At 71.2% G+C, this 11,744-nt stretch carries 9 protein-coding genes; 6 read left to right on the forward strand and 3 right to left on the reverse strand.

All coding sequences use genetic code 11. The features are described 5' to 3' along the window. The first annotated feature begins 28 nt into the window (after window positions 1-28). Window positions 29-505: a MarR family winged helix-turn-helix transcriptional regulator gene (locus ACFYXB_RS15710; RefSeq protein ID WP_389582153.1), complete on the forward strand. Its 477-nt coding sequence runs from the start codon at window positions 29-31 to the stop codon at window positions 503-505. 30 nt (window positions 506-535) lie between these two features. On the opposite strand, the gene ACFYXB_RS15715 is transcribed toward ACFYXB_RS15710, so the two are convergent. The 3 genes from ACFYXB_RS15715 to ACFYXB_RS15725 form a co-directional block, all read right to left on the reverse strand. Beyond that, window positions 536-1,759, reverse strand: a complete 1,224-nt coding sequence (locus ACFYXB_RS15715) for an MFS transporter (protein ID WP_389582155.1) — start codon at window positions 1,757-1,759, stop codon at window positions 536-538. 159 nt (window positions 1,760-1,918) lie between these two features. After that, window positions 1,919-2,875: a methylmalonyl Co-A mutase-associated GTPase MeaB gene (gene meaB / locus ACFYXB_RS15720; protein WP_351350198.1), complete on the reverse strand. Its 957-nt coding sequence runs from the start codon at window positions 2,873-2,875 to the stop codon at window positions 1,919-1,921. Between the two features lie 26 nt (window positions 2,876-2,901). Beyond that, window positions 2,902-4,101, reverse strand: coding sequence for an acetyl-CoA C-acetyltransferase (locus ACFYXB_RS15725; RefSeq protein WP_389582158.1), 1,200 nt, complete (start codon window positions 4,099-4,101; stop codon window positions 2,902-2,904). A 149-nt stretch (window positions 4,102-4,250) separates the two neighbouring features. On the opposite strand from ACFYXB_RS15725, the gene mce reads away from it, so the two are divergent. The 5 genes from mce (at window position 4,251) to ACFYXB_RS15750 (ending at window position 11,699) form a co-directional block, all read left to right on the forward strand. Further along, entirely contained in the window at window positions 4,251-4,691 is a 441-nt protein-coding gene (gene mce / locus ACFYXB_RS15730) for a methylmalonyl-CoA epimerase (RefSeq protein ID WP_351350202.1), read from the forward strand. Between the two features lie 232 nt (window positions 4,692-4,923). Next, window positions 4,924-8,769 (forward strand): polarized growth protein Scy, encoded by a 3,846-nt coding sequence (gene scy / locus ACFYXB_RS15735; protein ID WP_389582161.1) that lies wholly within the window; start codon window positions 4,924-4,926, stop codon window positions 8,767-8,769. A 183-nt stretch (window positions 8,770-8,952) separates the two neighbouring features. After that, window positions 8,953-9,888: a cellulose-binding protein gene (locus ACFYXB_RS15740; protein WP_351350206.1), complete on the forward strand. Its 936-nt coding sequence runs from the start codon at window positions 8,953-8,955 to the stop codon at window positions 9,886-9,888. An 83-nt stretch (window positions 9,889-9,971) separates the two neighbouring features. Next, window positions 9,972-10,925, forward strand: coding sequence for an ABC transporter ATP-binding protein (locus ACFYXB_RS15745; protein ID WP_389582164.1), 954 nt, complete (start codon window positions 9,972-9,974; stop codon window positions 10,923-10,925). A 3-nt stretch (window positions 10,926-10,928) separates the two neighbouring features. Next, window positions 10,929-11,699 (forward strand): ABC transporter permease, encoded by a 771-nt coding sequence (locus tag ACFYXB_RS15750; protein ID WP_351350209.1) that lies wholly within the window; start codon window positions 10,929-10,931, stop codon window positions 11,697-11,699. The last annotated feature ends 45 nt before the right edge of the window (window positions 11,700-11,744 follow it).

Below are 11,744 nucleotides of genomic sequence, written 5' to 3' on the forward strand. Positions count from 1 at the left end.
CTTTCAACTTTTTAGGTAGACTTCATTCATGGAGACCGAGACGGCCACGCGCTGGCTGACCGATGCGGAGCAGTGCGCCTGGCGCACCCACCTGGAGGTCAACAGGCTGTTGACGTACCAACTCGAGAAGGACCTCCAGCCGTTCGGTCTGACGATGAACGACTACGAGATCCTTGTGAACCTGTCCGAGTCCGAGGACGTACGCATGCGGATGAGCGACCTCGCCACCGCCACGATGCAGTCCAAGAGCCGGCTCTCGCACCAGATCACGCGCATGGAGAACGCGGACCTGGTACGACGCGAGAACTGCGAGTCCGACCGCCGCGGGCTGTACGCCGTACTCACGGACCACGGCATGGAGACGATGCAGAAGGTCGCACCGCACCATGTGGCGTCCGTACGGCGCCACTTCATCGACCTGCTGTCCCCAGAGGCCCTGACGGAGCTGGACAAGGCCCTGAAGCCGATCGCGGAGCACCTTCGCGGGCAGCGGGGGCGTCCCTGACCTGAGTAGGTGAACGGCAGGCGGGTCGGTTCAGGCCCCGCCTGCCGTTACGCGGCCCGCGGCCGCTCCGGTCACGAGAGCCACGACTCCCGCCAGCACGAAGCACACCGCGATCGGCAACCGCCCCACCAGCAGCCCCGCCGCCACCGCCCCACCCGAAATCCCGGCATTCACCGCCGCGTTCACCCACGCCCCCGCCCGCGTACGGCTCTCCTCCGTCGCCGTCTCCTCCGCGAGGAGGTACGCCGTCGTGAGGGCCGGCGCGACGAATGCGCCCGCACAGGCCATGACCCCCGCCAGCGTCCACGGTCCCGGAGCCGTACCGGCCAGGGCCAGCGGCACGCACAGCCCCGCCGTGAACCACGACAGCCGCACACGGGCGGACCGGCGCCAGTCGATCGCCCCGTTCACGAGCCCGCCCACCGCGCTGCCCGCCGACAGGGCGCCCAGGATCCAGGGGACCACAGCCTCGTCGTAGGACCGCTGCCCCACGAAGGCCAGCACGAACAGCTCGGACCCGCTCAGCGCGAGCCCCAGCCCCGCCACCGCGACGACCGGCTGCCACAGCCCCACCGGAAGGCCACGCGCCGCCCACCGGAGGCGACGCGGCTCCGAACGCCGCATGCCGCCGCCCAGCACCGGCGCCGTCACGAACGCACACGTCCCCGTCACCATCAGCACCGCGCTCAGCAGCAACCCGCCCGGGGCCGGCCCGAAGCGCAGCAGGACGCCGACCATGACGGGCCCGGAGACGAACAGCAGCTCCTCCGCCACCCCGTCCAGGCTGTACGCCCGCTGCAACAGCCGCCGGTCGTCGACGAGCCGGGACCACACCGCGCGCATGGTGGGCCCGAGCGGCGGCGCGCAGGCCCCCATCAGGGCGGCGGCGGTGACGAGCGCAGCCACAGGTGCACCGGGCCGCCAGGTCAGCGCGGCGAAGCCGGCCAACAGGGCGCTGTACAGGACCGCCATCGGAAGCAGCGCGCGGCGGGGACCGTACCGGTCGACCAGCGCCGCCCGCACCGGCATCAGAAGCACCGTGCAGGCGCCGAACACGGCCATCACGACACCGGCCACGGTGTACGAGCCGGTGGCGCGGGTCGCCGACAGCATCACCGACAGCGAGACGGTGCCGTACGACAGGCGGGCCGTCAGCGCGGCGGCGAACGTGCGGCGCGCGTGCGGAACGCGCAGGACGGCGGCGTACGAGGGCCGCGGGGCAGGAGAAGGGCGCGACGAAGTGAGCGCGGACATGCGTGAGTTCCTCGACTCGGGGCGTGGGAGGGGACACCGAAGCGCCGCGCGGACCGGCGGCCGGTGGATGGCCGCGGTGCGCGGACGCGGTGTGCGCTCTACGCCCGGGTGAGGAACATGTGGATCAAGTTAGCAGTGCGGCGCGGGACTTGGCCACGGTCAGCCCTGGGTGAGCCCCGCCACCAGTTCGTCCGCCGCCCGGTACGGGTCCAGCTCACCGGCGACGATCCGCTCCGCGAGCGCGTCCAGGTGGCGGTCGCCGTGCAGGTCGCCGATGCGTTCGCGCAGGGCCGTGACGGCGATCGTCTCGACCTCGCGGGAGGCGCGGGCGCGGCGGCGCTCGGCCAGGACGCCGTGCTCCTCCATCCATGCGCGGTGCTTCTCCAGCGCCTCGACGACCTCGTCGATGCCCTCGGCACGGGAGGCGACCGTCTTGACGATGGGCGGGCGCCAGTCGCCGGGGGCGCGGGCTTCGCCCAGGCCGAGCATGTGGTTCAGCTCACGGGCCGTGGCGTCGGCGCCGTCCCGGTCGGCCTTGTTGACGACGTACACGTCGCCGATCTCGAGGATGCCCGCCTTGGCCGCCTGGATGCCGTCGCCCATGCCCGGGGCGAGCAGGACGACGGAGGTGTCGGCCTGGGAGGCGATCTCCACCTCCGACTGGCCCACACCGACCGTCTCGACCAGGATCACGTCGCAGCCCGCCGCGTCCAGCACCCGGATCGCCTGCGGGGCGGACCAGGCCAGGCCGCCGAGGTGGCCCCGGGTGGCCATCGAGCGGATGTAGACACCGGGGTCGGAGGCGTGCTCCGACATCCGGACGCGGTCGCCGAGCAGGGCGCCCCCGGAGAAGGGGGACGACGGGTCGACGGCCAGGACCCCGACCCGTCTGCCCTGTCGGCGGTACGCGGTCACCAGCGCCGAGGTCGACGTCGACTTGCCGACACCCGGCGAGCCGGTGAGGCCGACCACATAGGCGTTGCCGGTGAGCGGCGCGAGGGCCGCCATGACCTCTCTGAGCTGTGGGGACGCCCCCTCCACCAGGGAGATCAGCCGGGCCACGGCCCGCGGCCGGCCTTCCCTGGCCTGGGCCACGAGCGAGGAGACGTCCTGCATCACAGCTCCGTTTATCCAGAAATCGCCTACTTGGCCACGCGCACGATCAGCGCGTCGCCCTGGCCGCCGCCACCGCACAGCGCGGCCGCTCCGATCCCGCCGCCCCGGCGCTTCAGCTCCAGCGCGAGGTGCAGGACGAGACGGGCGCCGGACATGCCGATCGGGTGCCCCAGGGCGATGGCGCCGCCGTTGACGTTCACCTTTTCGGTGGACACTCCGAGGTCCTTCATCGACTGGACCGCGACGGCGGCGAAGGCCTCGTTGATCTCGATCAGGTCGAGGTCGGAGACCTCCAGGCCCTCCTTCTTGAGGGCCTGGAGGATCGCGTTGGACGGCTGGGACTGGAGGCTGTTGTCCGGTCCCGCCACATTGCCGTGGGCGCCGATCTCGGCGATCCACTCCAGGCCCAGCTCCTCGGCCTTGGCCTTGCTCATCACGACCACGGCGGCGGCGCCGTCCGAGATCGGGGAGGACGTGCCGGCGGTGATCGTGCCGTCCTTGGTGAACGCCGGACGCAGCCTGGCCAGCGTCTCCACGGTGGTGTCGCCGCGGATGCCCTCGTCCTTGCTGAAGACGACGGGCTCGCCCTTGCGCTGCGGAATCTCGATCGGGGTGATCTCGGCCTCGAAGATGCCGTTCTTCTGCGCGGCGGCGGCGCGCTGGTGGGACAGGGCGCCGATCTCGTCCTGCTCCGGGCGCTTGATGCCGAGGCGCGTGTTGTGCTTCTCCGTGGACTCGCCCATGGGGATCGACTCCCACGGGTCGGTCAGGCCGTCGTACGCCATCGCGTCGAGCATCTCGATCGCGCCGTACTTGTAGCCCTCACGGGACTTGGGCAGCAGGTGCGGGGCGTTGGTCATGGACTCCTGGCCACCCGCGACGACGATCTCGAACTCACCGGCGCGGATCAGCTGGTCGGCGAGCGCGATGGCGTCGAGTCCGGACAGGCACACCTTGTTGACGGTGAGCGCCGGGACGCTCATCGGGATGCCGGCCTTGACCGCGGCCTGGCGGGCCGGGATCTGCCCCGCCCCGGCCTGCAGCACCTGGCCCATGATCACGTACTGCACCTGGTCGCCGCCGATCCCCGCACGGTCGAGGGCGGCCTTGATCGCGAAGCCGCCCAGATCGGCCCCGGAGAACGACTTGAGCGAGCCGAGCAGCCGTCCCATCGGAGTGCGGGCGCCCGCGACGATGACGGATGTCGTGGTGTTCGTTCCTGACATGAGGTGCGATCCCCTTCCAGCTGCACAAAGCTGAGGAGTGAACGAGGGTTTACTTCGAATGTACTGAGCGGTAGTACACCCCGTCATCCGGCTGTCGGTGTGATCGCGCGCACGTTGCGTAACCACCTCCGGAGCGCTGCACTGAATCCATGCTGACGCGAATCGACCACATCGGGATTGCCTGTCACGACCTCGACGCCACCGTCGAGTTCTACCGGGCCACGTACGGCTTCGAGGTTTTCCACTCCGAGGTCAACGAGGAGCAGGGCGTACGCGAGGCCATGCTCAAGATCAACGATACGTCCGACGGCGGGGCTTCGTACCTCCAGCTGCTCGAGCCGATCCGCGAGGACTCCACCGTCGCGAAGTGGCTGGCGAAGAACGGTGAGGGCGTCCACCACATCGCCTTCGGCACGGCGGACGTCGACAAGGACGCGGCGGACATCAAGGAAAAGGGCGTACGCGTTCTGTACCAGGAGCCCCGGCGCGGTTCCATGGGCTCCCGGATCACTTTCCTGCACCCCAAGGACTGCCACGGAGTGCTGACGGAACTGGTCACATCGGCGCCTGTTGAGTCACCTGAGCACTGACCCTCGTACATAGAGGCCGGTAGGGTTGGGGTCGGTCGCCCGTGAAGGACGGGGTGGCCTGGTCCTGCCTCCACGGGCAGGACCTCCGGGGACCGGGTTTCGGGGGGCGAGCGTCGGGGCAGCAGCCCATGCTCCGCCGTTGATCTGACACCATTCCCCGGGGGCCCCGTTCGGCGGATGGACGGAGCTCGTTCGAAGAAGCTTGCGACCAGGGGACGGATGGGACCGCGCAGTGCGGGGCTACGAGAGCCAGGTAGAGCCGGCGGCTGACGTCGACCACCTCTCTCGGTTCGAGGCCGAGATGAAGCGGCTGAAGACCGAGCGGGAAAAGGCGATCCAGCACGCCGAGGACCTCGGTTACCAGGTCGAGGTGCTGCGCGCCAAGCTGCACGAGGCGCGCCGCACCATCATGTCCCGGCCGGCGTACGAGGGCGGCGACATCGGCTATCAGGCCGAGCAGCTGCTGCGGAACGCCCAGATGCAGGCCGACCAGCTGCGTCAGGACGCCGAGCGTGAGCTGAGTCAGGTCCGCGCGCAGACCCAGCGCATCCTCCAGGAGCACGCCGAGCAGGCCGCCCGGCTCCAGTCCGAGCTGCACCAGGAGGCGGTCACCCGCCGCCAGCAGCTGGACCAGGAGCTCGCCGAGCGCCGGCAGACCGTCGAGTCCCACGTCAACGAGAACGTGGCGTGGGCCGAGCAACTGCGCGCCCGCTCCGAGTCACAGGCCCGCCGCCTGCTGGACGAGTCCCGCGCCGAGTCCGAGCAGTCCATGGCCGCCGCCCGCGCCGAGGCCGAGCGGCTGACCGGCGAGGCCCGGCAGCGGCTGCAGAGCGAGGCCGAGTCCGCCCGCGCGGAGGCCGAGCAGATCCTGCGCCGCGCCCGCACCGACGCCGAGCGCCTGCTGAACGCCGCGTCCACCCAGGCCCAGGAGGCCACCGACCACGCCGAGCAGCTGCGCAGCTCCACGGTGAACGAGTCGGACACGGCCCGCCGCCAGGCGACGGAGCTGAGCCGGGCCGCCGAACAGCGCATGGCGGAGGCCGAGACGGCGCTGCGCGAGGCCCGCAGCGAGGCCGAGAAGCTGCTCACCGAGGCCAAGGACTCCGCCACCAAGACACTCTCCGGCGCCGAGACGGCCAACGAGCAGCGCACGCGTACGGCGAGGGAGCAGGTCGCCCGGCTGGTCAGCGAGGCGACCAAGGAGGCGGAGGCCACCAAGGCCGAGGCCGAACAGATCGTCGCGGACGCGCGTGCCGAGGCCGAGAAGGTGCTCGCGGAGGCCGGCGAGAAGGCCCGCAGCCTCACCGCCGAGGAGTCCGCCTCCCAGCTGGCGAAGGCCGCGAAGACCGCCGAGGACGTCCTCAACAAGGCGTCCGAGGAGGCCAAGCAGACCACCAAGGCCGCCGCCGAGGAGGCCGAGCGGATCCGTACGGAGGCCGAGTCCGAGGCGGACCGGCTGCGCGCCGAGGCGCACGACATCGCCGAGCAGCTCAAGGGCACGGCGAAGGACGACACCAAGGAGTACCGCGCCAAGACGGTCGAGCTGCAGGAGGAGGCCCGCCGGCTGCGCGGCGAGGCAGAGCAGCTGCGCGCCGACGCGGTCGGCGAGGGCGAGAGCATCCGCGCCGAGGCCCGGCGCGAGGCCGTCCAGCAGATCGAGGAGGCGGCCAAGTCCGCCGAGGAGCTGCTGGCCAAGGCCAAGGCGGACGCGGACGAGCTGCGCCAGAGCGCCGCGACGGACAGCGAGAAGGTCCGTACGGAGGCCATCGAGCGCGCGACGACGCTGCGCCGGCAGGCCGAGGAGACCCTGGAGCGCACGCGTGCGGAGGCCGAGCGGCACCGCGCGGAGATCGTGGAGCAGTCCGAGGGGCTGAAGGCGGACGCCGAGCGGGCCGCGAACGAGCTGCGCGAGGAGACCGAGCGGGCCGTCGAGGCCCGGCGCGCGGAGGCCGCCGGCGAGCTGACCCGGCTGCACACCGAGGCCGAGGAGCGGCTGACCGCGGCCGAGCAGTCACTGTCGGACGCCCGGGAGGAGGCCGCCCGGATCCGCCGGGAGGCCGCCGAGGAGACCGAGCGCCTGCGCGCCGAGTCCGCCGAACGGATCCGTACGCTCCAGCAGCAGACGGAGGCGGAGGCCGACCGGCTGCGCAACGAGGCCGCGGCCGACGCGTCGGCGTCCCGCGCCGAGGGTGAGGCCGTCGCCGTACGCCTGCGGTCCCAGGCCGCGGCCGAGGCCGAGCGGCTGAAGTCGGAGGCGCAGGACACCGCCGACCGGGTGCGGGCCGAGGCACAGGCCGCCGCCGAGCGGCTCGCCACCGAGGCGGCCGAGACGCTGGCCGCCGCCCAGGAGGAGGCCGTACGGCGCCGCCGCGAGGCCGAGGAACTGCTCGGCTCCGCCCGCCAGGAGGCGGACCAGGAGCGCGAGCGGGCCCGCGAGCAGAGCGAGGAGCTGCTGGCCTCCGCCCGCAACCGGGTGGAGGAGGCGCAGACCGAGGCGGTCCGGCTGGTCGAGGAGGCCGACCGGCGCGCCACCGAGATGGTGTCGGCGGCCGAACAGCACGCCCAGCAGGTACGGGACTCCGTCGTCGGGCTGCACGAGCAGGCGCAGGAGGAGATCACCGGCCTGCGCTCCGCCGCCGAGCACGCCGCGGACCGTACGCGCCGGGAGGCCGAGGAGGAGGCGGACCGGGTCCGCGCCGACGCCTACGCGGAGCGGGAGCGGGCCAGCGAGGACGCCGGCCGGGTCCGGCGCGAGGCGCAGGAGGAGTCCGAGGCGGCCAGGGCGCTGGCCGAACGGACGATGTCGGAGGCGATCGCCGAGTCCGAGCGGCTGCGTTCGGAGGCGGCCGCGCACGCCCAGCGGGTGCGCACCGAGGCCTCCGACACCATCACGCAGGCCGACCAGGACGCCACACGCACGCGTGCCGAGGCCCGTGAGGACGCCAACCGCATCCGGTCGGACGCGGCGACCCAGGCGGACACGCTCATCACCGAGGCACGCAACGAGGCCGAGCGCCTCCAGTCGGAGACGATCGCGGAGGCCGACCGGGTGCGGGCCGAGGCCATCGCCAAGGCCGAGAAGCTGATCTCGGACGCGAGCGGCGACGCGGAGCGGCTGCGCGCCGAGGCGGCCGAGACCGTCGGCTCCGCCCAGCAGCGCGCCGAGCGGATCCGCGGCGAGTCCGAGCGGCTCGGCGCCGACGCGGAGGCGGCGGCCGACCGGCTGCTGTCCAGCTCGCGCCACGAGGCCGAGCGGACGCTGGACGAGGCCCGCAAGGAGGCCAACAAGCGGCGCTCCGAGGCGGCCGAGCAGGTCGACACGCTGATCAACGAGACGACGGCCGAGGCCGACAAGTTGCTCACCGAGGCCCAGCAGCAGGCGCACAAGACGACCGCGGACGCCGAGTCGCAGGCCGACACGATGGTCGGCGCGGCCCGCACCGAGGCCGAGCGGCTGGTGTCCGAGGCGACGGTCGAGGGCAACTCGCGGGTCGAGAAGGCCCGTACGGACGCGGACGAGCTGCTGGTCGGCGCCCGCCGGGACGCCACCCAGATCCGCGAGCGCGCGGAGGAGCTGCGCGAGCGCATCACGAACGAGATCGAGGAGCTGCACGAGCGGGCCCGCCGTGAGTCCGCCGAGACTATGAAGTCGACCGGCGACCGGTGTGACGCACTTATCAAGGCCGCCGAGGAGCAGCTGGCCAAGGCGCAGGCGAAGGCCAAGGACATCATGTCGGAGGCCAATTCCGAGGCCGGCAAGGTGCGCATCGCCGCGGTCAAGAAGGCCGAGGGACTGCTCAAGGAGGCCGAGCAGAAGAAGTCGGCGCTCGTCCGGGAGGCCGAGGAGCTCAAGGCCGAGGCGATCCACGAGGCGCGGCGCACCGTCGACGAGGGCAAGCGCGAGCTGGAGATCCTGATGCGCCGCCGCGAGGACATCAACGCCGAGATCTCCCGTGTCCAGGATGTCCTGGAGGCGTTGGAATCCTTCGAGGCCCCGTCAACCGGCAAGGACGGCGGGGTCAAGGCCGGTGCCACCGTGGGCGCCCCCCGATCGGGTGGCAAGTCGTCGGACAGCTAGCGCACAGGACCGGTTGAGGTGTCTTCTGGGGCATTTGCCCAAGATTTTGGCAAGCCGCCTGACGGTTCGCCACCCAAAAGGGGTGTCATTCTCCAGATCAAACACGTATCCGCTCGATGACACACCGCTTCGGCCCCTAGGATTCCACCTATCACCTCACCGGTCTCATTTGACAGGAACCCCATGAGCGACACTTCCCCCTACGGCTTCGAGCTAGTGCGGCGTGGGTACGACCGCGCTCAGGTGGACGAACGGATCTCCAAGCTCGTCTCCGACCGTGACAGCGCTCTCGCCCGCATCACCGCCCTGGAAAAGCGCATCGAGGAACTCCACCTCGAGACGCAGAACGCCCAGGCCCAGGTGACCGACGCCGAGCCGTCGTACGCCGGCCTCGGCGCGCGTGTCGAGAAGATCCTCCGCCTCGCCGAAGAAGAGGCCAAGGACCTGCGTGAGGAGGCCCGACGCGCGGCGGAGCAGCACCGCGAGCTCGCCGAGTCGGCGGCCCAGCAGGTCCGCAACGACGCCGAGTCGTTCGCCGCGGACCGCAAGGCCAAGGCGGAGGACGAGGGCGTCCGGATCGTCGAGAAGGCCCAGGGCGAAGCCTCCCAGCTGCGCTCCGACGCGCAGAAGGACGCGCAGTCCAAGCGCGAGGAGGCCGACGCCCTCTTCGAGGAGACCCGCGCCAAGGCCGCGCAGGCCGCCGCGGACTTCGAGACCAACCTGGCCAAGCGCCGCGAGCAGTCCGAGCGCGACCTCGCCTCGCGTCAGCAGAAGGCCGAGAAGCGCCTGGCGGAGATCGAGCACCGCGCCGAGCAGCTGCGCCTGGAGGCCGAGAAGCTGCGCACCGACGCCGAGCGCCGTGCCCGCCAGACGGTGGAGACGGCCCAGCGTCAGGCCGAGGACATCGTGGCCGACGCCAACGCCAAGGCCGACCGGATCCGTTCGGAATCCGAGCGCGAGCTGGCCGCCCTCACCAACCGCCGCGACAGCATCAACGCCCAGCTGACGAACGTGCGCGAGATGCTCGCCACGCTCACGGGCGCCGCGGTGGCCGCCGCCGGTTCCCCGGCCGAGGACGAGCCGATCTCCCGAGGTGTCCCGGCTCAGCAGTCCCGGTAACGCCCGGCGTCCGCCGGTTGAACATCGGGAAGCCCCCTGCCACTGAGGTGGCAGGGGGCTTCCCGCGCTCTTAGGGTGTCCGCATGATCGAGCTGTCGGGGCTGACCAAACGGTACGGCGACAAGGTCGCGGTCAACGATCTCACCTTCACCGTGCGGCCGGGCATCGTCACGGGCTTTCTCGGGCCCAACGGGGCCGGCAAGTCCACGACCATGCGGATGATCCTCGGCCTCGACCATCCCACCGCCGGCGACGTCCGTATCGACGGCAAGCACTACGACCAGCTGGCGGACCCGCTGACGTACATCGGGGCGTTGCTCGACGCGAAGGCCACGCACGGCGGGCGGAGCGCCTTCAACCATCTGCTGTGTCTGGCGCAGAGCAACGGGATCCCCACGAGCCGGGTGCACGAGGTGCTGGACACCGTGGGGCTGACACCCGTGGCGCGGAAGAAGGCCAAGGGGTTCTCGCTGGGGATGGGGCAGCGGCTCGGGATCGCGGGCGCGCTGCTCGGCGATCCGCGGATCCTGATGTTCGACGAGCCGGTCAACGGGCTCGACCCCGAGGGCATCCACTGGATCCGCAACCTGATGAAATCGCTGGCGGCGCAGGGCCGCACCGTCTTCGTGTCCTCGCACCTGATGAGCGAGATGGCGCTGACCGCCGATCACATCGTCGTCATCGGTCAGGGGCGGCTGCTCGCCGACACCTCCATGGCCGAGTTCATCCGGCAGAACTCGCGGGCGTACGTCCGTATCCGCTCCCCCCAGCGCGAGCGGCTGCTCGACGTCCTGCACCAGAACGGCATCACCGTCGTCGAGGCCGGCGGCGGGGCGCTGGAGGTGGAGGGCGGCAAGGCCGAGCGGATCGGTGAGCTGGCCGCGCAGTACGGGATCGTGCTGCACGAGCTCAGTCCCCAGCAGGCCTCCCTCGAGGAGGCGTTCATGCAGCTGACGGCGGAGTCCGTGGAGTACCACGCGCACTCCGACACCACCCTGGTCCAGCAGGCCTGGGGTGCCGACTGGAAGGGAGCCTGAGCCATGGCGGCCGCCCAGGTCATCCGGTCCGAGTGGACGAAGATCCGCTCCGTCGCGTCGACGGTATGGACGCTGTCCCTCGCCGTGGTCGTCACCATCGCGCTCGGGATGCTGATCTCGGCGCTGTCGAAGAGCCAGTTCGACAAGATGCCGGAACGCGAGCGGCTCACCTTCGATCCCACGTTCGTCAGCTTCGCGGGGATGAGTCTCGGTCAGCTCGCGATGATCGTGTTCGGGGTGCTGGTCGTCTCGAACGAATACAGCACCGGCATGATCCGCACCTCGCTGGCCGCCGTGCCGCGCCGGGGCACCTTCCTGTTCAGCAAGATCGCGGTGGCCACCGGTCTCGCCCTGGTCGTCGGCATGGCCACCAGCTTCGCCGCGTTCTTCCTCGGGCAGGCGATGCTCGGCTCCCACCGGGCGCAGCTCGGCGACGAGGGTGTGCTGCGGGCGGTGATCGGCGGCGGGCTGTACATGGCCCTCATCGCGGCGTTCTCCATGGGCGTCGCGGCGATGCTGCGCTCGCCGATGCTGTCGCTCGGCATCCTGATGCCGTTCTTCTTCCTGATCTCCAACATCCTCGGCAACGTGGACGCGACGAAGAAGATCGGCCGGTATCTGCCCGACCAGGCCGGCAGCCGCATCATGCAGGTGGTCCCCCGGCTCGACGACGACACCCCGTACGGCCCCTGGGGCGGCCTGGGCATCATGGCGCTGTGGGTGATCGCGGCGATCGCCGGTGGTTACGTCATGCTGAAGAAGCGTGACGCGTAGCGAGCACTGCCCTTTGCTTTCTTTTGGGCGGAACCGTCAGCGCCC

The sequence above is a fragment of the Streptomyces sp. NPDC002619 genome (assembly GCF_042889305.1).
Lineage (GTDB): Bacteria > Actinomycetota > Actinomycetes > Streptomycetales > Streptomycetaceae > Streptomyces.